This window comes from Halalkalibacter alkaliphilus (genome assembly GCF_023555415.1).
GTDB classification, from domain to species: domain Bacteria; phylum Bacillota; class Bacilli; order Bacillales; family Bacillaceae_D; genus Halalkalibacter; species Halalkalibacter alkaliphilus.
Window position 1 is genome coordinate 13,242 of record NZ_JAKRYL010000019.1, and the last position, 22,547, is coordinate 35,788.

The window sequence follows — 22,547 nt, forward strand, 5'->3', positions numbered from 1 at the left end:
CTTGGTGGGATAAACAATGTTATTAAGTCAAATATATCCATAAGGGCACCTACACTTTATCCCTCTATAATGCTACTACAAAATCTATTTTTATAGTAAAATATAACCATGTATAAATAATCATAATCTTTGGAGGATGAAAATGGTTAATTACTCTGTTAAAGATAAATTTGAGAAAGATGAATATAGCGTTTATGCTGATGGCGGTGTTTTCCACTTTCATAACGCTTCGCTTGTTGGAGAAAAAAGCTTTTTTATTACAAATAAAGGGAGAGTCTTCGGTTATGACTCTGGAGGCTTTTTTGGAGAAGAACAAGTTAGACAATACAATCGGCTTATAAACGTTGAATGCCTTAACTATGGAAATGTTCGGTTAACGAATGAAACCTCTAGCCCCTTTACGTTTAACGTAACTTTACCGTACGATAAGTTTATCGACTTATACAACAAACTCCCAAAAAATAAAGTATTCATCAATAAAGAAGGAAGTAAGTATCCTTGCCTTTTCACTTACAAAGTAAAAGGCCATAAAGTGCTTACAGCTTTTTCTTATGACAGTATCGAACTAAAAGATGACGCTATTACCTTTCAATCATCTGGATTAGGACGACTACCATTTAACCGAGTCGATCAGGCAAACCAAACTGAGAAATGTATTGAATTAAAAGGGTGGTTTAGCAACACCATTTCAGAAATCACCGAAGTAAACCTTTATATTTTCGATGAACAATTGAAATCTCAATTAATGGACAAGCTTGAGCAACAACCAAGTATATTTAACTATGTTCACCATGATGCCGAACTTTTTGAAGCACAGTACGTCACATACGTACAACAAGAAACGGTTAAATTTGAAGAAATCATCCTTTCGTTTGATGAGAAGAAAATAAGTTTGATTAGTAGCACGACAAACGAACTGATTCATCAATTACCGAGAAACGATACATCCATTTACTATGATGGGAAAGAAAATACCGTCGTTTTTGAATACAAAAAAATGATTGATATCGTTCAAATCTCAACGGAAAAACTACATACTTATTTGCAAACTCATGTCACGCGTGATCAACATACTGTACATATTGATATTGGTTATTTAAGCGGAAGCTTTTTTGGAGAAAAGAAAGATCAAGAACTTATTAGCTTGTTAATTTCGCCAACGACAATCTCATTTTTTCAATTAGAAACAAATGCGATCATCAAACAAGTAAATGTTTTCGACGGAATATTCTTTTTAGACCGTAACCTTTTGTTTATCGTTTATGGAAAAGAAGTTTCCTCTATTAAACTAGAAAAACAATTACCAGAAACTCTCTTGCAACGGGTAACAAATCAAACGACTTTAAAACTTGGCTATATGGCAGACTTTCAACCCTTTTATATCGTTCAAGATGAAAAAAAGGTCGTGCTATATCAAAGTGATTATGTACTACTCAAGCAACTTTTCTTCAAAGATTTTATAGACGTTTCGATCACAAAACAACCTGAAGAACAGTCGTTATTCACAGAAGTGACGATCAAAACAGCTAATGATCAGAAAATGGTCCTTTATTTTGATACTGAGCTTGTAAAAACGTTCATTCATCATAGTTACTATTTTCCAAAACGTCAGTCCTTGCCTAATGTTTCAGGAGAACAAATGTATGTTAGCTACAGCAGGCAAGTAAATGATTTTGTTCTTTTTCAATTTTTTGGGCAAATGTTTGCGATGTACAAAGGACTAAAAGAAATTGAACGGAATGAAACAGATATCGACAAACGAAATAAAGCAATCATTAACTACATCTACTATTCGATCCAATCATTGAAGAAGCATTTTGATATGGTGTCCGTTTATCTTCCCTCTTCTCTCGAAAATGAGGTGGCGACTATTTTTGAAGGACAAGCGATGCAGCAACCGTTTAAAAAGTTGCAGCGTCATTTAATGGGGATATCTAACCAGTTAAACCGCTCATTAAATGAAATTGAAAGTTCTGTTGCTGCTGTTTCTCATTGTTTAATAAAAAGAGAAGATTACAATCAGTTAGTAAAAGACCGGACAAAACGAGATTATCAATTTTCCGCAGGGTTAGGAATAACTGGTGTAGCAAGTGCAGCGTTTTTGTCAGGTGGACTTTCCATCATCGCCACTCCTTTTTTAGTCGCTGGCTTCTCAAATGGTATTAGCACATATTTACGTAGCGAAGATGCAAAAAAAGAAGAACGATTGAGGAAAAAGGATGAAGGCCATAAAGTCAGTTTCTATGTTGACAGAATGTATCAATCACTAGAACATCTTGTCCAAGCTATGTTCCCTTATTACATTTCAGAAACAAATGACATCATTTACGACACATATCAACAGCTGCATCAAGAAATCTCACCAAAGCTTGGTACGGTCATGGTTAAAGAAAATCTATTTCAAAAAATATCAGCATATTATACATTTAAACAATTGCCAATTGATGAATCAGTAACGACACAAAGAAGAGAATTAATCGACTTTACACATGAGGCAGTAAACTTAAGCCAACAATACATCGACCAATTTTCAAAGGAGGTAGAAGTAAATGTTCCAGAACCGATTGCAATCACAACAAAGTAATGAAGACCCTTTTGACAGCATGGGAAAAATTGACGAAGCTTCTCTTGAAGAAAAAGAACACTCTCCTTTCCTAAACCCAGATTACATCACGGCAAAAAAAGACCCTGATTTACAATTTGTAGAGCCTCATTATGTGATGAGTTATACGCGCAATGACGGAACCCATGTTGAAGGTTATTGGAGAGACGGTGACGGGAATACGAGTGTGGACCGTTCCTTTGAAGATGGCGGCGGATATTTACGATCCACCCCTGACGGTGACCCATCCACAAACCTAGGGTTTTAACGAGCGGAAGGATATATAACGATTACCCTCTTTAAAATCGCTTCAAGCATTGCTAAAAATAATATGAGAATGAATTGTTTTAAGTAGTATGGGTGTAGTATTGAAAACCTTAATTTTTATTTGGAAGCATATAGAAGTTTTCAGTAACCATAGCCTTAAAGTAATAGGAATCTTATAAGGTGGGCCAGTAACTAGCTTAATATCGCTCGCTACTGGTCTTATTACTTAATAGAGCAATTATAATTGATCACCGTACAAGATATCTGTAAAGCCTTTACTTGCTCCTGTTACATATAAACTTGTTATACTTTCTGTCAGAGTGGATATTAGAATCCTCATATAGCCAATAAGAAGAAGGGGACGGATCTCTTGCTTCTTTAGTTTCGCTAAACGAAGGAAGCACAAGAACCGTCCCAGCATTTTTCAGTATTTTTTTTTTTTAGCATTTTTTTTCTTTCTAAATTCCTACTCCTCAAACTCATAATATGTGTATTCGTCAAACGGATAGGTAGCCTTGTAATCTAATGGATAACTAGAAGCCTCAGTAAATGGATAGGGAGGTATATCTCTTTTTGCTTTTTCAAGCTTTGTCCGAAACGCGTCAAGTTGATAGTGAATTTGATTGACTTTTCGTTTTTTCTGGGACCATTCTTTTTTATAATGTCGTGTAGTGAAAAGGAGAATTGCTAGCGGAATGCCGCCTATAAGGAACAGCTGAAATCCTTCGCGCGGAGCAATCCAAATAAAAAATAAAAAGATAAAAGCCATCCAAAGCCAAAGTACCATGAAGCAGCACATGAGCAGCGGACTTTCTAAAAAACGTTCTATTTTCTGTTGTTCATAAAATGTTTGCCGTGACTGATTAATAAGCGAATAGTAGCGGCCTTTAATCTCCTGATCAGACATATCCTTAATATTCTTCATGTTTGCTCCTTTTTCTTTTCAATGGATAGTATTATTTTATAACGGAAAACGTTCCGTGGTTTATGGAAATAACAACCAATTTAAAATCCCCCTAAATGAATCGTTGTTGTAAAAAAAAGTAAATTGATCTGTTATAATAATTAAGAGGTACAACCTATGAAGTTTAAGCATTGAGGGGGACTATTTTTGAAAGATGTAAGCAGTAAGGATCGTCTTTTAAAACTAAGAGAATTACTAGAAAGGGAAACGGATGAGAACCATGAGTTGTCCGTAGACGAAATCATTGCAAAGTTAAAACTTGAGTTAGGCGATGAGTTTAAAGTCGAGAAAAAAGCAATTAAGGACGATATTGAGAGCTTGAATAGATGCGGGTTTGAAGTAATGGCTCAGCCTGGGAAGTTTGGGAAGAAATATTATAGCCATCAATCTCGAATGTTTGAACTGTATGAGCTTCGTTTGCTCATTGATGCTATTCTTTCTGCACGATTTATAACGAAAAAAGATTCGGAGGAATTAATCTCTAAGATCAAGTTCCTAACTAGTAAGCAATTAGCCAAAGATTTGCCTAGTCAAATTTTCTTCGATCAGTCAGTCAAAGGTAATTATAAACCAATTAAAATCGACATCGATCGTTTACATATAGCCATAACGGAGAATAAGAAGGTTCAATTTCAATATGGAAGATATAATGTAAATAAAGAATTCGTCTTAAGTCGTAATGGAGAATTCTATGAAGTAGCGCCTTATGCTCTTGTTTGGAAAAATGATTTTTACTATTTAATTGGGATATTTGAAAATGAAGAGGAGTTTCGCCATTATCGAGTGGATAGAATGAGAAAGGTTGAAATAACGGACCAGTCATTCCAGCGGACGTCTATTAATATTTCCGAGTATGTTCACAATACATTTCATATGTATGCAGGCCAAGAAGAATGGATAAAAATACGTTTTAAAAAGGACTTAATCAATGTCGTTCTAGACAGGTTTGGGTTGGATGTAGATATAAAAAAACTAGATGAGGATTACTTTTTATTAACGACAAAAGCGGCGGTTAGTGATGGGTTGGTTGCCTGGATTCTCACATGGGGCAGTGACGCTAAAGTGGTTGCTCCTCTTGCACTTGTTGATAACGTTAAACAGGAAGTGAAAAAACTGTTTCAACAATACGAGGAATATTATTTGAGGGGTGTACGGAAAAACGTACACCCTTTATTGTACAGTGTAAATAAGGAAAGATATTCAAAGAAGGTTTGTACAAATCTAGTGTCGTTTAATGGAACTCTATGTAAGGGAATTATTATTGATAAGGAGGGCTAGTATGAGTGTTATCTTTCAGCAATTAGAACAAGTAATAGACGATCATTTTTTAACAGAAAAGGTTTTTGTCGTGCCTTCTCATCGAGATGGAAAGCTTGCGATCCAAGGGTTAGCAAAGAGAGGGAAGAGTGTTTTAAATGTGAAGGTAAAAACGTTTCACGATTTGGCAATGGAGCAGGTTCAATCTAAATTAAAAAAGAGTAACCTTACGACATTACCAAATGTCGTTGGAAGACAGTTTATTTTCCAAGCGCTAAAGCACCTAAAAGTGAAAAATGAGCTTACGTATTTTAAAGATGTTCAACTTACCCCTTCATTCTGTCAATCGTTTTACCAGACTCTTTTAGATATGAAGCAAGTGAACGTCAGTCTTGAAAGTTTTCCAGAAGAAGCTTTTTTAAAAGGAGAAAAAGGGCAAGACATCAAGAAAGTCTTTGCTATTTATGAGGAGAAACGAAAGCAAGCAAAGTTTATTGATGTAGCTGACTTATTTCAGCTCGCTAAGAAGTCAGAGTCTCCCGCACGGAGAGAGAGGGTTTATGTGTTTTTTCCACATGAAGCGTATCACGTCTTAGAAAAAGAGTTCTTTCTCCACTACACGAAGGATGCAACAGTCATTCCGCTAGAGCTGCCAGAAGTCGATGGGGGAGAACCTCTTTCGGTGATGATCAAACGTGAGGAGCCGGTTACAACAAATCATCCTTTTAAAAACCTCTATCAGGTCGAAAAAGCGATTGAAGAAGGGATCCCATCCTTTTCCCTTTCAGCAGCAATTAGTGAGGACGAGGAAATACAGTCGGTCTATCGACAATTAAAACTGAAAGAAATCCCCTTTGATGAGACGGTTCTTTTTTACACAAGTCAGCGTCCTTACATAGAAAGTTTGTTGCGCCTTCAGCAAAAATTGAATCTTCCCATAACGTTTGGGGAAGGAATTCCAATGGAGTTGACGAAACCTGGAAAGTTTTTAAAAGGGATTTTCAGGTGGATCCGTGACGATTACAATGTAGCAACATTAGCAAAAGTTTTACGTGAAGGTGCGTTTGATTATAACGCGGTGCCGCTTCCTGGAGAACGAATGGTGAAGTTACTAAAAGACTGTGACATCCGCTTTGGAAAAGAGCGTTATCTGCAAAAGCTTCAAGAAAAGCTAGATTCGTACAAAGAGAAAGAAAAGCAAGGTGTCATAAACCTAGAAGGTCGAATTGATCAGTACAAGCAATTATTAAAATGGATGTCCGATTTTCTTGCTCTTATTCCAGTTACAAAACCATGGGAGCAGGTCAACTATAATGATTGGTTAGAAAATGTGAAAGTGTTCATTTCTACTTATGCAAATGGTGGAAAACAATTTGATGAGGACAGGCAGCTCTTTAACAAGCTTGCAAAGGAAGAATTGCTCAAGGCAGTGGAGCAAGTGTTGGACGTTCAAAGTGAGCATCTTACATTTAGTGAAGCGATTAGCTTTACAGAGCAATGGCTTCTTTCGTTACCAATCGGAGCGCGGAATCCGCTACCGGGACATTTGCACGTTTCTCCTCATAGAAACGGCCTGTATGTGGATCGTGACCACGTCTTCATTGTCGGGATGGATAATGGCAAATTTCCTGGAAGAGTTAAGGAAGATCCATTGCTATTAGATCGTGAACGGAAGAAAATCCATGAAGAAATGACACTTGGGAAAGCATTTGTGAAGCGAAATAGCTTTTTATTCGTCCAAGTGCTCTTAGCAACGAAGGGACAAGTTCATTTGAGCTTCCCATTTATGGATACGGTTGAGAATCGCCAAAGCTCTCCTGCTCATCTTTTTTTACAGTTGTTTCGTATAGAATCAAAAGACCCTGATAGTACGGGTGAAAGATTAATGGAACACATGCAAAAAGATGTTCATTTTATCCAAGAAGATATCCGTTCGATGTTGCAGCAGACAGAATGGTTCGGTGCCCAGATTTGGAATAATCATCAACTAGATGACGCCTTGCTGAAAGAGGAATCGTTCGAAAATATTGTGCAAGGGTTTAAAGCAAGAAACGCTCGCTTAGAAGAGTCTGTAACGGAATACGATGGATTCGTATCATATAAAGAAGACCTAGACCCTCGTGAAAATAAATCGATGCTTTCGCCAAGTAGGCTAGAACAATTAGGTACTTGTCCATATTCTTATTTTCTACGATACGTACTGAAAATTGAAGAGGAAGAAGAGGAGGAAAATGACAGGTATTCATGGCTTGATGCCGCGAAAAGGGGAAGTGTGCTTCATGATGTGTTTGAACGCTTTTATCGTACGTTAAAAGAAAAAAATGAAAAGCCGAGTTTTGAAAAGCATCTGTCCCTTATTCTTGATCTTTGTCGTGAGGTTTTATTAGAAAAAAGAGAGCAATTACCCCCGCCTAGTGAAATGGTGTATGAGTTAGAAAGTCAAGAAATGCTAGAGTCATGTAGTTTGTTTCTGAAGGCAGAGGAGGAGGCGAGTGAAGACGGGGAGCCGTTATTTTTTGAATATACGTTTGGAATGGACGGAAGCAACCCCGCAGTCATCGACCTTCCTTATGGAAAACAACTTCAGCTAAGAGGGAAAATAGATCGGATTGATCGAAGACCAGATGGTACGTATACGGTTATTGATTATAAAACGGGAAGCTCTTACGGATATGGAGAAAAGAACTATTTTAACGGCGGACGGAAATTGCAGCATATACTCTATGCCAAAGCTTTTGAAAAGTTAGTTGAACATGAGGGGGGGCGCGTGAGTTCAAGTGTGTATATTTTCCCAACGTTGAAAGGCCAAGGAGAGCGTGCGTACCGGACACACTCTGAAGAACAAAAAGAGGCATTTGCTCAAATTGTCGATCATCTTTGTAACTATTTAAAAGAAGGACATTTTCCATATACCGATAATGAGGATGATTGTAAGTTTTGTAACTTTAAGAGGATATGCAGTCGTCATACGTACGGAGAAGAGCTGCTACGTAAAAAAGCGAAAGATGAACGGGCGACAGGATGGCAAGCACTAGAGGAGGTGCGAAAGCATGACTAACCGCGAAATAGTCGATCAGCTGGAACGCGATAAAATCTCGAAGGAACTGACAACGAACTTTTTAGTAGAAGCAGGGGCTGGATCTGGAAAAACACATAGTCTTGTGGAGAGAATGGTCAATCTTATCACATCAAATACGTTTAAAATTCAGCAAATTGTTGCGATTACTTTTACAAGAAAAGCGGCTGATGAGTTAAAGGAGCGTTTTCAGACAGGACTAGAAAAGAAGCGAAAAGCAACAGAAGATCCATTAGTGAAACAAAGAGTGGAAGATGCTCTAGCTGATTTTGATCAGTGTTATTTAGGGACCGTGCATGCTTTTTGTGCGCGACTTCTAAGGGAGCGTCCGATTGAAGCGGGGCTTGATTTTGATTTTTCCGAAATAGATGAGCGGGAAGATAAACAACTCGCAGATGAGGCGTGGGAACGCTATATTCGTGATGTCAGACTGAAGCAAAAAGAAAAAATTGATGAACTGAGTGACCTAGGGTTTCACATTGCCGAACTTCGAAACACCTTACATTATTTGAGAGAATATGGGGATGTAAAATGGCATTTTGATGTGGTAGAGAAGCCTGACCTTGCACCAGCCTTTGCTGAACTGAAGAAGTTTATTGAACATACAAAGCGATCATTGCCGGAAGAAGAACCGGAAAAAGGGTATGACACCCTTCAAAAGAAGATACGGAAGACGGTCAGGCAACTTAAATATTCAGATGTAGAAAAAGAGAAAAACATCGTTACAATGCTGCGACCGTATGAAAAGAAAAGCGCTGTTGTATTAAATCGCTGGAAAGATAGTGCAGAGGCAAAGGAAATTCGTGATGAGACCCAACTTCTGTTAGTGGAGGTCGTTCAATCGACACTTGAGCGCTGGTTTGAATATTGTCACAGCAAGCTCATTCCATTTTTAAAGCCGGCACTTGCTTACTACCAACATCTTAAAAAGGAGCGCTCGGCATTAAATTTTCAAGACCTACTCGTCAATACAGCTAAGCTGTTAAAAGAAAATAGTGAGGTGCGAAGCTATTTTCAGCAGAAATACGGCTGTCTTTTAGTTGATGAATTTCAGGATACCGATCCGATTCAAGCTGAGATAATGCTTTATTTAACAGGGGTGGAACTTACAGAAACAAATTGGACAAAAATTACACCGAAGCAAGGTTCGCTTTTTGTAGTTGGAGATCCAAAACAGTCTATTTACCGTTTCCGAAGAGCTGATATAGATATTTACCAAAGAGTGAAGGAAATGATTGCTGAAACAGGCGGAGAAGTGCTTCATTTAACGATGAACTTTCGAACGATTACGGCAATTACAGAGCCGTTAAATGGCGTTTTTGAAGGACCGCTTCCACAAGAAGAAACATCTTACCAAGCAGCGTTTCGACCATTACACTCTTACCATGTTGGGGAAAAAGATGAAGAGGCTTTAAAAGGAGTGTATCAGCACATCGTTCCGTATAGCAAGAAAACGGCAGAAGTAATTGAGGCAGATTCGTCAGCGATTGCTCGTTTTATACGTGCTTCTATAGACAATAAAAAGGCACAGCCTAAGGATTTTATGGTGCTCACTCGCTATAATTCCAATTTGAAAGATTATGCTGCAGAATTAGAAGAATACGGGATCCCTGTAGTGACAACTGGGGAAATCTCACTAGCTAAGGATGAGGAGATTCAAGCGCTTGTTCATGTCATTCGCCTGTTAACGGAGCCTTCAAACAGCCTATATATGGCTGCCGTGTTACGTGGCCCTTTATTTGGAATAAGTGACCGACTTCTTTATGAATTCGTGACAAATAAAGGGAATTTAACATTATTTCAAAATGTGCCAGAACCATTACAAGAACAGGACAAACTTCTATTAGAACAAGCATATTCAAGACTTAAAACCTATTATACATGGTCGCGAGATGATTTACCGTCCGCCGCCATAGAAAAGATTATGCATGATATCGGCTTATTATCAGTTTATATAGGCTTACGGAAGGGCAGAAGAGATTATACACGACTGTATCAGGTGATGGAACGTCTGCGTACGTTTGAAGCAAATGGAAATAGTGAGTTTCATTTAGTAGCTGAACGACTCGTTGAAATGGTTCAAGATGAAGCAATTGGCGAAATGACATTACCAAACGAACAAAATGCAGTGCGTGTCATGAACGTTCATAAGTCAAAAGGGCTCGAAGCTCCGATTGTTTTCCTAACACAACCAAACAAATTTATCAATACAGAAAAGAAAATCAGACAGCACATTAAACGTCAAGGAATCGAATCCATTGGTTATTTTTCGTTTGCAAATGATAAAGACGAACAAATGGCACAGCCGGTTGATTGGAACAACTATCGAAGAGAGGAGTACGAGTATTTGCAGGCTGAAGAGCTGCGACTTTTATATGTAGCAGCAACAAGAGCGAAACAAATGCTAGTTGTAAGCGGCATGGAGAAAAACAATGAAAAGAACAATCCGTGGAACATGCTTCTTACAGGGATGGACCTCGAATCTTTAACGATTCCAGAAAACATCGAACAACCTAAGCCGATAAATCATGAGAAGACGGATGTGGAACAATTTAAAGCCGTTCAGGCAGAGTTAGAAAGCTGGATTCCGCCATTAAAAGTTCCAACATATAGCCAATATAGTCCAACAGATGATACAAAAGAACTTCCTTATGACGTCGAACGTGAAAAAGGCGGGGGAAAAGCGTGGGGAAGTGTGATTCATGAAGTATTTGAATCTGTCTTAAAAGGAAAGGAACTAAGCGAGGATGAGATTGAAGCTATTCTATTTAAAGAGGAATTGCCAGAAAAACGCCTTCAGGAAGTAAAATCAACCATTGAGAGCTTCAAAAGTTCTGATCTGTTTCAACGAATACAACAAGCCGACACATCCTTTGCTGAAATGCCGTTTTCTTTTTGCGTAAATAATGGCCATCCTTTGTACCCTGAGAATGGTCAAGGAGACGTATACATCACTGGAATTATTGATTTAGTCTTTAAAGAAGAAGAACAATGGGTAATTGTTGACTTTAAAACAGACAGAGTTCAGGCAGAAGAGGACCTAAATAAACTAGCCACCCATTATACCCCTCAACTGCAACTTTATAAGCAGGCATGGGAGTACATGACAAATGAACAGGTGAAAGAAACCTCTCTCTATTTTGTTACACCTGATAAAACGATGAAATTGAACGTTTATTAGGTTTGAGTTAGTGACTCCTAGTTGAACTGAAGCTGTCAAAAAATGCGTATGAACTGATTTATATACTGTCCCAACCTACAATGTACGAAAGGGTGTACCAAAAATGGTGCACCCTTTCGTATAAACTAATAAATAAGTAGGAAATGACTTTATCATTGAAATAGAATAAGCTTAAAATGTTTATTACATACTCGGATAAAAAGGCACCATAACACTACAGTAGGAAAAAGGAGAAACGAAAATGGAGAGGATCCAAAGCATTATTAATAAATATAAGATGATTACTATTGAAGAAGTTTTAAGTGAGCATAAAGATCTATATGAATCGGAGTATCAAAAAGAAGGTAAATTCCATAAGGACTACTACGACCGAGTGAATGATGCAACTTGGGATGAAGAGAAAAAGAGATCAGTTACACGTGTGATTGATATTATTAGAAGTTCCTCCGAACTATTTGAAGAGGAAGATGCGACGGATTTAGATATTTTTACTGGAACGATCGACTCAGTTGTAAGAACAAATAACTTCCTGAACAATCTTAAATCTACAAAACTTGATCTTGTATCATTTTTTAATGAAAGCAAAAATGTTCGTGATTATCGTGAAGTATTAGAACAAATCAAAATGCCATCAAAATTGGAAGGTCACGCAGTCCATCTATTTTCTATCATCAAAAACATTCAATTTCCTGATGAGTTTATTGTTAACTATAAGTTCGAACGAAGTATTAATAAAACGATCTTGAATAAATCAGATGATTATAATGATCTACTTGATACATACCAAAGCTTTCCTAAAAATGACCGAAAAAAGGATGTAGCTTTTTATGCATACACAATTACAATTCAACGTCTTATTGAAAAGGAGATTAATGAGCTGCACCCTCCTTTAAAACAAAAAGAGGTAAGAAAGTTAGATCGTCTGTTTCAAATTGTTAATCGCGCAAAAACATTACGTGTGGATTGTTCGTTACTCTCGTTTCAATCAATTGAATCCATTAAGAATATGAATGAAAAGGTAAATACAGGTGCGCCTGTCATTGCAACTATCGAGACTGATGAGATTAATATGAAGACATTGATCGCTACGGACCAGGCGCAACTCTATATTTGTGACCTTGCTACGAAAGAAGTAGAGTGGAAAGCGCACGTTCAGCGGATTTGGACGAACGAGGAAGAAGCTCCTAGCCACCTTGATGTAGTAGAAATTGGACCAACTACTGCAAAAGGGAACAAGGTGTGGCTCGAAATTGAGAAACTTACAAAAATCCAGCCGAGAATTATGCTCGATCAAATGGTTCCTGTTCATCAAAAAGTGGATCAACTAACAAAGCGTGGACTTCATTTAATTTTCAATATGGATATGGAGACACAAAGAGTCGAACATGTGGAGACAGAGGAGGACGAACTAATGCCGGACTACGATGAAGAATTACTTTATAGCAATCCAAATCTCATTCTATATGGGCCACCAGGAACCGGAAAAACATATCAGCTGGCGACCAAGTCAATGGAGATTATCTTTAATCGACCTGCAGATGAATTAGAAGAGCAAATCGACGTAAAAGAAACGTTTAAACAGTTTCAACAAAGAGAACAGATTCGGTTTGTGACGTTTCACCAGTCTTATTCCTATGAAGATTTCAATGAAGGGCTTCGTTCAAATGAAGAAGGAAGGTTCGTCCCGACAGATGGAATGTTTAAAAAAGTAGTGATTGATGCGCTATATGCAGGTTTGAACCTTGATGAGTATGATCAGTCATATGACGTGAGAAAAGCTCATGTACTAGAGGCGCTTCAGAATAACGGGGCGTTTGATTTCGAGCGTGCAGATAAGTTCGTTATGATCATTGATGAAATCAACCGTGCCAATATATCTAAAGTATTTGGTGAATTAATCACTTTATTAGAAGAGGATAAACGACTAACTAAGGAAAATGAGACACGTGTCCAATTGCCTTATTCAGGAGAACCATTTGTCTTGCCTCCGAATCTATGGATTATTGGCACGATGAATACGGCCGACCGCTCCATTGCTTTGCTTGATACAGCACTACGAAGAAGATTCGACTTTGAAGAAGTAATGCCGAAACCGTCGTTACTACCGACAATTGACGATATTGATTTACCAACGTTGCTCCACCGGATGAATCAAAGAATTGAAGTTCTTTATAGCCGAGACCATACAATTGGCCACGCTTATTTTATTCATGCGGAAACGATAGAGGACGTCATAACAATCATGCATAGCAAAGTAATTCCTTTATTAAAAGAGTATTTTTATGATGATTGGGAAAAAGTTGCATTGGTACTAGGCGGAGTAGGAAAAAGTGAACAAGAATCCTATATCATTTATCAGGAGCAAGTTGATGTTCAAGCCTTGTTCAAACGTTCCTCATCCTTTACAGCAATGGACTTTCCAGCGAAGTATCGTGTGAAGGCAAACATTACGATTGATGATATTAAAGGGATTTATGAATGATGAAACAAGTGGTTGTTAGAGAAGCTTACGATTGGATATTTTGTGATGAGGAACAACATAATGGTCTTACTCAAATTGAGTGGGACCACCTCCTCCTTTTTTTAGGAGAAAGATACAATCATGAAAACATCGTAGAGTATTCTAATCGCAAGCTTCGATTCATTAATCTAGTTGGTGTTATTCAATTAAAAACGGTTAGAATTGAAATTCTACCAAAAATTGATTTGCATGTGGAAAATGAAATGCTTAATCGACGAGCGTTATTAAACATGCTCTCCTTGACGAAAAAACTCCCTATTGAAATAGGAGATAAAACTCTAAATCAGTACGAAAAGGTTGATCTGCTTCACATTTTAGCGAGCTTATATATTGTGGAACTTACCAAGACTCTTCATCGCGGTATTTACCGAGAATATCGTTTAACAGCGGAGAACATTCCAACATTAAAAGGTAGCTTATTGGTTCCGGATCATATTCGTAAAAATGTACAACGAACCGTACATGCTTTTTGTGAATTTGACGAGCTCACTCCGAACATCATGGAGAACCAAGTATTAAAAGCAGCAGTTAAGGTTATTTTTCCGTATGTACAACACTCTTCCTTAAAAATCAATTTAATGAATGGACTTGAACTGTTAGAAGATGTAGATGATGTACATATTCATTCAACTATGTTGGATCAGATGGTACTCAATCGTCAGAATAAGCATTATGAACAAGCACTACAACTAGCCATCGCCATTTTACAGTCGAATTCGATGAGCAGTGCACAAAATCAACAAATCGGTTTCGCCTTTTTGTTTAAAATGAATGATCTATTTGAAGGCTATATTGGCGAAGTGCTAAAACGAATCTTGTTTCCTACTTCTTATGAAGTTCGGTCACAGCATACAGCGAAAAAACTATTACAAAACATAACCACAGGCCGGGAAGACATCCTACTAAAACCGGATTTTGTCATAGAAACGAGTGAGGAGGTACCCAAAGTCATCATTGATACTAAATGGAAAAGTGCCTTCGTTAATTATCGACGTAATTATAAGCAAAGTGACTTGTACCAAATGTATGCTTACATTACTACTTATAAAACAGCAGAACACTGCATTCTATTGTATCCCAAAATAGAAGAAGAAGGTCTGCTCCCAAAATGGGAAGTCCCTGGTTCCATTCCCCAGAAGTATATTGAAGTAGAGACGGTTCGATTGGATACGTTTGAGCATACTGTGGAGGATTTGGAAGGGATGTTAAGTGGGAGTTTGGGGTGAAGGACTGAGATTGACAAATAGGGTGTACCAAAAATGGTACGTTAAAATTCATTTATATTTTCGAATGATTAGGTGAAGAATACGGGGAAATGAGTTTAGTGTTTAGTCGGAAAATATTTAAATCACCTTTAAGAAACATAGATAATCACACAACAGTAAGTAGGTGAGAAGGTGAGCAGCATCAACATAAATAATTTTCATGAACGAGAACTTCATCCTTTTTTAAATTATTATTTACACCACAGTTTGGGGATCGCTGCAAAAACAATCTACCAAGAGAGATCTATCAACACCACAAAAGGTGAAAATGAGTGGATTCATCCTGATATGGTTGGTTATAGTATCACAACGTCTAATTGGAGCGAAAAAGTGGTATCCTTGGCGGAACAGTATAATATGCCTAAGGTCATCCTTTTCTCATTCGAATTGAAAAAGGAAATAACAATGTCTAACCTCAGAGAAGTTTTCTTTCAGGCGGTATCTAATTCAAGTTGGGCTAATGAAGGTTATTTAGTAGCTGCGGACATAAATACAGAAAATAAGAAATTAATGGAGAAGATGAAGCGACTATCTAACTCTTTTGGTATCGGAATTATCAAGCTAAATATAGAAGATCCGAAGTTTTCGGTTATCCTTTCAAGTGCGAAACGTAGAGAGGAAATAGATGGAGATACAGTTAATAACTTGTTTGAGATTAATAAAGATTTTAAGGACTTTTTACTAGATGTAGAAAGTGGAGTAAAGATCAATAGGATAGTTCACTACAATCTAGATGAGGTAAGAACATTGTCCGAATTAAAGGATGTGATCGTTAGTGGTGAAGAGCACGATGTCGTTACTGACAATATCAATCAAGAAGAATGTAGTTTGAATGAACAGATAGAAATAATGGACTGGTCCTCAAACGTGACAGGTAAAAAGCCAAAAAGGATCGTCATCTATGACCAAGAATATGAAGCAACTAGTTGGAAGGGCATATATATTAGCTTTTGCCAATTTCTTTGTAGTAAGAAATTGGAACAGTTTAAAAAGACAAAACTAAAAGGAAAGAAAAGAGATTACTTCTCTACAAGTGATAAGGAGTTGCGTGTAGCGTATTATCTTGAGGAAGCTGAATTATATATGGAAGTAAACCTAAGTGCACAATCCATTCTTAATAATATAAAAGCATTGATGGAGGAATTCCGGATGGATCAGCAAAATGTTAAGATCATTCTTGAAAAAGGTTGAAATTACTTTGCGATATTTAACCTTTTTCAAGTTATTCTTTAAAATAAGTTGAAACTAAAATAAAAATCAAACAGAGAATAGGGTGTACCAAAAATGGTACGGTTTTGTTGCGACTATTTCTTGAACGGCAGATACTCCGATGTTTGAACTGTAACGTTTAACTACAACTGTCTTAACGCCATTCTTACTAATTACGAGATCAGCACCGTAGCCTCCCGAACCTTTTGTCACTTTTGGCTTAGGTGCCTGTCATAACTTCTCGAAGTATGTCGAAATCATATCAACAAAATATGAGTGGTGACAGTATGGTATGTCAATTAGTTTTATTGATATTTTAGATACAAAATAAACTCATGAGATATTTTACAAAAAATGCCAATGAACAACCAGCAGAAAGCTTTATGGATGAGTCTCACTCTTCTTGGACTTGAAAAGAACACTACCTCGTAAACATCAGAGGAAAGCCTATATAGCTTTAGGTAATTAGTTCATTCGTAATGCCTTTTACGTTCTCGAAGCTTATCATAATATGAACGAAGGTCCTTATTCTGTCTGGCTAAACACTTTCCAATTGTATAAATAATAAACGAAGATGCTTATTTCCCTGCTTCGAAATTTTCCGTATCTAGCCCCTAAGCTTAAATGAAAGTGTATAATGTCCAATATTTATACATAATTACATTGTTTAACAACTGATTATATTAGGGTCCTATTCTAAATATGAAAAAGCTGGAATAGGAACCTTTTCTGAGTTAGAAAACATCATAATAATATGGTAAATGAACCTTAAGCTCCAAGCTGTGGTGGCTTATTTTCTGGGTGTTTAGAGAAGCGAACAATACAGTATGCTGTCCGGTGCATTTGTTTTTCAAGGGAAGGGTAGGAAATAGATAGTGGTAATTCTTTATAATTTTTGAAAGAGATGATAGTTTGACTAGGTTCATGCGCATTAACTCTTATGGATCTAATGTGATGATAAAAAATCCAAGAACACTCGTGCAATTTGGGCGAATGAGTTGGGAAAGCAAAGATTTGGTCAAGTGGATTAACTGGGATGGGAACTTTACTTTGAACTCCTAACTTATGTATTACAGCTTTTCTTCTACCGGCGTAATCGGCTCCGCCTTCTAAACAAGCTTCTTTAATAAGTTGCATAGGGGTTTGTTTAACATAGTATTCTTGGTCGCGTTCTAATACAATGGTATAGTAATCTGAGTGATATGCGGGCAATAATGCAATAGTATCTCTGTTAATCTCATAATCCTTAATTACTTGTTTGTTCATGGACAATCTCTCCTTTATTCTAAAAATATAACCTTAATCTTAAATTCCTCCCTTTCTTTGAACTTATTATTAGAATATATAAAAAGTATAATTACAGTCAATTTTTTGGGTAGAAATACTTACATAAAAATACCCATTTTAAAAGTGGGCTTATTTACTGCACTAGTAATAAGTGATTTGACAATAACAAACTAGTCTAAAGAATGATAATGTAAAAGGTTTTGGTGATTGGCAGACACGCACGACTCAAAATCGTGTTCCTTCTGGAGTGTCGGTTCGACCCCGACCACCGGTACCATTACATAAAGTTAGGTTAAGTTAAAACAGATTATAAACTCAGAAGTGTTGATAAATCAACGTTTCTGAGTTTTTTGTTTTTTAGAGAATAAGCTAGAAACAGATAGAACGCGATTTTTTTACACGGAATACAGTTAATTTTAGCTGTATATTTACCTATTTTCTAGGAAGAAAATGTAGGTATATAGTAAAACACTCCTGTTTAATTATCTTAATATATTTTCGGGGATTAAAATGGTGTAACTAACAATTACTGAAATTCTGTTGTGTTTTTAAAGAAAGTCTTGACTAATATATTTGGTAGTTATATATTATAATATTACCCTTTAGAGGTAATTAATTCCGATTTTCTGGGAGGGTGTTAATGAATATGAAAAATGTAAAGAAAAACCTATTAAAGTCGATTGTGTTACTTACTTTTGAAGTTGATGGTGTATCTGTAGAAGGGAATGCAACTGTGTATAAGCTCACTCATTCAATATTTTCCATACCTTTTTATGTGAAATGAGGAAGGGAAGGGTTAGAACTATTTCAAGGGGAAGACCATCTTCTTACTTCTACTCACTTCTGTAATTTATTATTACAGAAAGGAGAGTTAATATATGCTAAAAAATAAATTAGAGAATTTTAGAATGTTAACCAACCTGTCTCTTTTGTCTACTACTAAGTTTAATTTTGGTATTAGACAAAAGAGACAGGTAATTATATTTATGGGGAGAATCCAATGAGACTTGACATTGTTGAATTTTCGAAAAGGTGCATATCTTTAGTTTTAGTAGTAATTGTACTTGATGAGATGCTCTCGAAAACTTTTCTATCTAATTCTAATATGGCATTAAACTTACTTTATATCTTTTCTATTTTGTCTTTAAGCATAATTACTGTTGCACTTCTTTTTAAGAGAGTAAAAAGAATAGAACAAAATAGTATTAATTGTGAATTAGAAGAACCGATACCTAGTAGTGATGAAGAGGTGATCGAGAGGATAGCTTATGCAATAACGAATTTCATTTATCTAGGGGTATATACGATTGCGCAATATTTCATTATTAAATATGCATTTCCCGACTTTACTGATTTTTCACTTGGGAATACGCCATTATTTATTCCGTTAATATTAGGGAATTCATGTATTATGACAAAAATCTCATATGAGTATAGTAAGTACATGAAATTCAACTTATAAATTATGGTTGTAGCAAAGGGAGGTTAATCATGTACACTCCAGAAATACCTTCTTATATCTTTGGTGTCATTGGAATTTATGTTTGGGTTTTAATAGCGAAACAGGGACTACCTGTTGAAATAGCAAAGAGAGGAATTTTTGCGCAGACATTTTATTATCACATTATTAGCTTTGTTTTTGCGTACTTAGTTTTGCTAACAGGTGTTGCACTATTAGTTAAAACTAGCTTAATTGAAGTTAGTGATTTAATTAGATGGTAGAGCGCCAGATAAGTGTTCGAAGTGACAATTGCTTATCAGCGAATTGCTCCTTTTATATATTATCGATTTGCTTAGGGGGTAAATTATGAATGAGACTCATAAGAGAAAAATTGTTAATGTTTTGGAAAGGGGATAGACAAGCTCGTAGAATTGTAAGGATCGCTCTTATAGAAGTTGGATATGTATACTTTGAGTACAAATGTTAGCAAGAGTATGGGGAAATACTATCGTTGTTTAGCTAAAGTTACAGGGCGATTATTGGTTTACAAAACTAATAGGTAATTAAAATAGTTAATTAAATATATAGAAGAATATTCGAAATAAGCAGTGAATAAAGATGAAAATAAAAGATAACAATAATTAGAAAAACAGGTTAAAGGGTGAGGCAAAGTGAATAGTATGATTTTGACCAAACTACAAAATGATATTGAAGAATCAGTAGATAGGTATAAATCTATCTTAGCAATCCCCAGAAAGGAAGAATCTTTATTACAAGATCTTGAACTAGTGTTCAAGTATGTTAAGGATACCCCTGATATGCACATTAATCAATTCAATGAAAAGATTGTCGAAGGTTTTGGAGTTTCCTTTAATACTGCTCGTAATGTAAGACCAATCTTAGAGAGAGCAAATCTTTTAATGAAAACTCAAGATTCTAAAATCAAATTAACTGCAATGGCTGAGAATTATTTTAAAACGGAAGAAATTGGTTACTTATCAAAGGGATTTATTTATAACTATTTTGGTTTTTTGGAATTTTTGTATCTTATACAAAAAAATGGACCAAGCCGTAGAAAAGATTTAATTTCTGAATGGGAAAGCTTGTATGAGAAAGAATACGGTAAAAGAATAACTACAACAAATATAACTCAATTTAGTAGGATTTATATTTATCTTTTAGGTTTAGGTTTGATAAGGTTGAATAATCGGAAAATAGAATTAAACGATGAACACTATTTGAGTTTAGAGAAAATAGAATATTGGTAAACTGTTAATCGTTAGTAATTTCTCAACTTTCAAGACCAAACTTCTAGTGTTGGGTCTAAGGGAGAAAATAAAATTGGCTCTTAAATAGCCCTAAAATGCAATTTAAATGCAAAATTAGGGTATTTACTTTAGCAAAGGCATTTAAGGCCATATATGAGCGATATCATTTATTAAAACCATTTTGTTAAATCTTCATCACCATGAGGGTCTTTAGTTTTAGTTAGACCGTTTTTAAGGTAATTACCTAACAACAAAAATGAACACCGTAATTCATTAAGTTCTAGTAAAAATTGATATGAGGCTACTTCGCCAGAATGAAGAGTATTATGGCCTAATTTATAGATCGGCGCTTTTTTCCATTCCTCATAGTTCACCAAAAACAATGTAATTCCCATCTTCTTTGTCCCAAATGTCAAAAGTACTCTATTCCTCTTCAGTAATTCTTCCATCCATGCTCTTGATAAAACTAATAAATTTAAACGTCTTTCATAATCAGAAGTATTTTCAGCAATTTTTTTAAAAGTTGTGAGGCTTTTTCATCGAGTATTTTTTTTTTAGGAACAATAACTCCCCAATTTTTCCTCTAAAAGTAAAGTGCTGTTTTCCTTTTTTAAGTAACTGCTGCCTGCTTTTATTTGTATTTGCAATAAGTCTACCAGTTACAAACTCATCGTCAACTACTTCCATATAACCATCAATCCCGTAATCTTGAGTTGGTTGTTCTCTAAAAATCGACCCTAATTCCTCCATAACCTATCTCTCTACATGTTTACACTTTTACTACCTTTGTTACGATCGACCCTTGGAAAAGTCATAGTTGTCTCCTCAAAACGTCAATTTTATTAGTGAAATTATAGCATTCTACTTTCTAAACTGAGCAATTTATTAATACAATAGAAAAATGTTTATGTCGTTTTAAGTAGATGATATAATCGAAATAGTAAAATGAAAACGATGCGGTGATGCGTAAATGAGGTGGAAAAATGGTCCCACAGGTACGTACTAAAGAAATACTTAAACAATTTAATTTATCAAGACAGACACTTTATAACTGGGTAAAGGATGGAGATATTACAGAACCAGAGAAAGATTGGAGAGGCTGGAGAATGTGGACGAAACAACATGTTGAGGAAATTACAAATACTATTAGAAAAAAAGAAGAACAATTTACTTTACCTATTGATTGTGATCAAAGGCTCAACATAAAAAATAGAAGATATTTAGGTAGTAAATACAAACTATTAGAATTTATATGGAAGGTTGTAAATGAAAATTGCAAAGGTGTTAATACCGTGGCAGATATTTTTGGAGGAACCGGGGTAGTTGCTGATAGGTTTAACATTGAAGGTAAGAATATTATAGTAAATGACATATTGTATTCTAATCATTTAGCATATTGGACATGGTTTAGCGATGAGCCGATTGATTTTAATAAAGTCGAAGGTTTAATAACCCAATTTAATAATTCTAACCCTCTTGAAAAGAACTATGTATCAGAACACTTTGGTGGAACCTATTTCACAGAATATAATGCAAGAAAAATTGGGTATATAAGAGAAGAAATAGAAAAATTAACAAATCATATTAACTTTCGTGAAAAGGCTATTCTTATTACTTCATTACTCTATGCAATGGACAAAGTTGCGAATACGGTTGGTCATTATGACGCTTACAGAAGAAAATTAGACTCACTTAAAGAAATCAAACTTTTAGTACCAGAGTTTAAGGATTCCAATAATAAAGGTAACTGTATTTTCAATGAGGATGCGAATGAGTTAGTTAGAAGAATTAGTGCGGATTTAACCTATATCGACACACCATATAATTCACGACAATATGGAGATGCTTATCATTTATTGGAGAATATTGCCGAATGGAAAAAGCCTGAGGTTTCAGGAGTTGCCAAAAAAATGATAAATCGTTCTCATATTAAAAGTGATTATTGTACTATGAAGGCTACTAAGGCTTTCGAAGACCTAATTTCTAATATATCTGGTAAGTATATTCTTGTTTCATATAACAATATGGCACAAAAGGGTGTTGGCCGTTCAAATGCAAAAATTTCTGCTGAAGAAATAGTTGAGATACTAAAAATGAAAGGTAAGGTAAGTATCTTTGATACTGATTTCCAAGCATACACAACTGGTAAGACAAACATTGAAGATCATAAGGAAATACTGTATCTCTGTGAAATAAGTAGGTGATAAAA

General features: G+C 35.9%; 18 protein-coding genes. 13 read left to right on the forward strand and 5 right to left on the reverse strand.

Going from position 1 to position 22,547, the window contains the following annotated elements:
- Positions 1-142: 142 nt before the first annotated feature.
- Complete coding sequence (locus MF646_RS16620; RefSeq protein ID WP_250097639.1) at positions 143-2,584, forward strand: hypothetical protein; 2,442 nt, start codon at positions 143-145, stop codon at positions 2,582-2,584.
- On the forward strand, positions 2,550-2,870 hold the full coding sequence (locus MF646_RS16625) for a DUF3892 domain-containing protein (RefSeq protein ID WP_250097640.1): 321 nt from the start codon (positions 2,550-2,552) through the stop codon (positions 2,868-2,870). The genes MF646_RS16620 and MF646_RS16625 overlap by 35 nt, the downstream gene beginning before the upstream one ends.
- A gap of 465 nt (positions 2,871-3,335) precedes the next feature.
- Here MF646_RS16625 and MF646_RS16630 read toward each other — a convergent pair whose 3' ends face one another.
- On the reverse strand, positions 3,336-3,794 hold the full coding sequence (locus MF646_RS16630) for a hypothetical protein (protein WP_250097641.1): 459 nt from the start codon (positions 3,792-3,794) through the stop codon (positions 3,336-3,338).
- 186 nt (positions 3,795-3,980) lie between these two features.
- Here MF646_RS16630 and MF646_RS16635 point away from each other — a divergent pair, with 186 nt between their 5' ends.
- The 6 genes from MF646_RS16635 (at position 3,981) to MF646_RS16660 (ending at position 16,324) form a co-directional block, all read left to right on the forward strand.
- Positions 3,981-5,111, forward strand: coding sequence for a helix-turn-helix transcriptional regulator (locus tag MF646_RS16635; protein WP_250097642.1), 1,131 nt, complete (start codon positions 3,981-3,983; stop codon positions 5,109-5,111).
- Position 5,112: 1 nt separating this feature from the next.
- Positions 5,113-8,148 carry a PD-(D/E)XK nuclease family protein gene (locus MF646_RS16640; protein ID WP_250097643.1) on the forward strand — a complete coding sequence of 1,012 codons (3,036 nt, stop codon included), beginning with the start codon at positions 5,113-5,115 and terminating at the stop codon, positions 8,146-8,148.
- The gene (locus MF646_RS16645) at positions 8,141-11,347 is read left to right on the forward strand and encodes a UvrD-helicase domain-containing protein (RefSeq protein ID WP_250097644.1); all 3,207 of its coding nucleotides are present in this window, start codon (positions 8,141-8,143) and stop codon (positions 11,345-11,347) included. Before MF646_RS16640 ends, MF646_RS16645 begins: the two co-directional genes overlap by 8 nt.
- A gap of 241 nt (positions 11,348-11,588) precedes the next feature.
- A complete protein-coding gene (locus tag MF646_RS16650) occupies positions 11,589-13,829 on the forward strand; it encodes an McrB family protein (protein ID WP_250097645.1) in 2,241 nt (746 codons plus the stop codon).
- Entirely contained in the window at positions 13,826-15,094 is a 1,269-nt protein-coding gene (locus MF646_RS16655) for an McrC family protein (RefSeq protein ID WP_250097646.1), read from the forward strand. The genes MF646_RS16650 and MF646_RS16655 overlap by 4 nt, the downstream gene beginning before the upstream one ends.
- A gap of 171 nt (positions 15,095-15,265) precedes the next feature.
- Entirely contained in the window at positions 15,266-16,324 is a 1,059-nt protein-coding gene (locus MF646_RS16660) for a hypothetical protein (protein WP_250097647.1), read from the forward strand.
- Between the two features lie 66 nt (positions 16,325-16,390).
- Here MF646_RS16660 and MF646_RS16665 read toward each other — a convergent pair whose 3' ends face one another.
- Together MF646_RS16665 and MF646_RS16670 are read right to left on the reverse strand one after the other, a co-directional pair.
- Positions 16,391-16,555, reverse strand: coding sequence for a restriction endonuclease (locus MF646_RS16665; RefSeq protein WP_250097648.1), 165 nt, complete (start codon positions 16,553-16,555; stop codon positions 16,391-16,393).
- Positions 16,556-17,110: 555 nt separating this feature from the next.
- Positions 17,111-17,608 (reverse strand): competence protein ComK, encoded by a 498-nt coding sequence (locus tag MF646_RS16670; protein ID WP_250097649.1) that lies wholly within the window; start codon positions 17,606-17,608, stop codon positions 17,111-17,113.
- 661 nt (positions 17,609-18,269) lie between these two features.
- On the opposite strand from MF646_RS16670, the gene MF646_RS16675 reads away from it, so the two are divergent.
- The 4 genes from MF646_RS16675 to MF646_RS16690 all read left to right on the forward strand — a co-directional run bounded on the left by MF646_RS16675 (position 18,270) and on the right by MF646_RS16690 (position 20,338).
- Complete coding sequence (locus MF646_RS16675) at positions 18,270-18,413, forward strand: hypothetical protein (protein WP_250097650.1); 144 nt, start codon at positions 18,270-18,272, stop codon at positions 18,411-18,413.
- A 216-nt stretch (positions 18,414-18,629) separates the two neighbouring features.
- On the forward strand, positions 18,630-19,091 hold the full coding sequence (locus MF646_RS16680) for a hypothetical protein (protein WP_250097651.1): 462 nt from the start codon (positions 18,630-18,632) through the stop codon (positions 19,089-19,091).
- Positions 19,092-19,120: 29 nt separating this feature from the next.
- Positions 19,121-19,351, forward strand: coding sequence for a hypothetical protein (locus tag MF646_RS16685; protein WP_250097652.1), 231 nt, complete (start codon positions 19,121-19,123; stop codon positions 19,349-19,351).
- 390 nt (positions 19,352-19,741) lie between these two features.
- Positions 19,742-20,338, forward strand: coding sequence for a hypothetical protein (locus MF646_RS16690; RefSeq protein WP_250097653.1), 597 nt, complete (start codon positions 19,742-19,744; stop codon positions 20,336-20,338).
- A 170-nt stretch (positions 20,339-20,508) separates the two neighbouring features.
- On the opposite strand, the gene MF646_RS16695 is transcribed toward MF646_RS16690, so the two are convergent.
- Positions 20,509-20,754 carry a hypothetical protein gene (locus MF646_RS16695; protein WP_250097654.1) on the reverse strand — a complete coding sequence of 82 codons (246 nt, stop codon included), beginning with the start codon at positions 20,752-20,754 and terminating at the stop codon, positions 20,509-20,511.
- A gap of 100 nt (positions 20,755-20,854) precedes the next feature.
- Positions 20,855-21,088, reverse strand: a complete 234-nt coding sequence (locus MF646_RS16700; protein ID WP_250097655.1) for a DUF4365 domain-containing protein — start codon at positions 21,086-21,088, stop codon at positions 20,855-20,857.
- Positions 21,089-21,321: 233 nt separating this feature from the next.
- Here MF646_RS16700 and MF646_RS16705 point away from each other — a divergent pair, with 233 nt between their 5' ends.
- Positions 21,322-22,542 carry a DNA adenine methylase gene (locus MF646_RS16705; protein WP_250097656.1) on the forward strand — a complete coding sequence of 407 codons (1,221 nt, stop codon included), beginning with the start codon at positions 21,322-21,324 and terminating at the stop codon, positions 22,540-22,542.
- Positions 22,543-22,547: the final 5 nt, after the last annotated feature.

Excerpts from the sequence above, each read along its gene's own strand:
- MF646_RS16620 (WP_250097639.1), top strand. The coding sequence starts at position 143 with ATGGTTAATTACTCTGTTAAAGATAAATTTGAGAAAGATGAATATAGC.
- MF646_RS16625 (WP_250097640.1), top strand. The coding sequence starts at position 2,550 with ATGTTCCAGAACCGATTGCAATCACAACAAAGTAATGAAGACCCTTTT.
- MF646_RS16630 (WP_250097641.1), bottom strand. The coding sequence starts at position 3,794 with ATGAAGAATATTAAGGATATGTCTGATCAGGAGATTAAAGGCCGCTAC.
- MF646_RS16640 (WP_250097643.1), top strand. The coding sequence starts at position 5,113 with ATGAGTGTTATCTTTCAGCAATTAGAACAAGTAATAGACGATCATTTT.
- MF646_RS16645 (WP_250097644.1), top strand. The coding sequence starts at position 8,141 with ATGACTAACCGCGAAATAGTCGATCAGCTGGAACGCGATAAAATCTCG.
- MF646_RS16650 (WP_250097645.1), top strand. The coding sequence starts at position 11,589 with ATGGAGAGGATCCAAAGCATTATTAATAAATATAAGATGATTACTATT.
- MF646_RS16655 (WP_250097646.1), top strand. The coding sequence starts at position 13,826 with ATGATGAAACAAGTGGTTGTTAGAGAAGCTTACGATTGGATATTTTGT.
- MF646_RS16670 (WP_250097649.1), bottom strand. The coding sequence starts at position 17,608 with ATGAACAAACAAGTAATTAAGGATTATGAGATTAACAGAGATACTATT.
- MF646_RS16675 (WP_250097650.1), top strand. The coding sequence starts at position 18,270 with ATGAATATGAAAAATGTAAAGAAAAACCTATTAAAGTCGATTGTGTTA.
- MF646_RS16680 (WP_250097651.1), top strand. The coding sequence starts at position 18,630 with ATGAGACTTGACATTGTTGAATTTTCGAAAAGGTGCATATCTTTAGTT.
- MF646_RS16685 (WP_250097652.1), top strand. The coding sequence starts at position 19,121 with ATGTACACTCCAGAAATACCTTCTTATATCTTTGGTGTCATTGGAATT.
- MF646_RS16700 (WP_250097655.1), bottom strand. The coding sequence starts at position 21,088 with ATGGAGGAATTAGGGTCGATTTTTAGAGAACAACCAACTCAAGATTAC.
- MF646_RS16705 (WP_250097656.1), top strand. The coding sequence starts at position 21,322 with ATGGTCCCACAGGTACGTACTAAAGAAATACTTAAACAATTTAATTTA.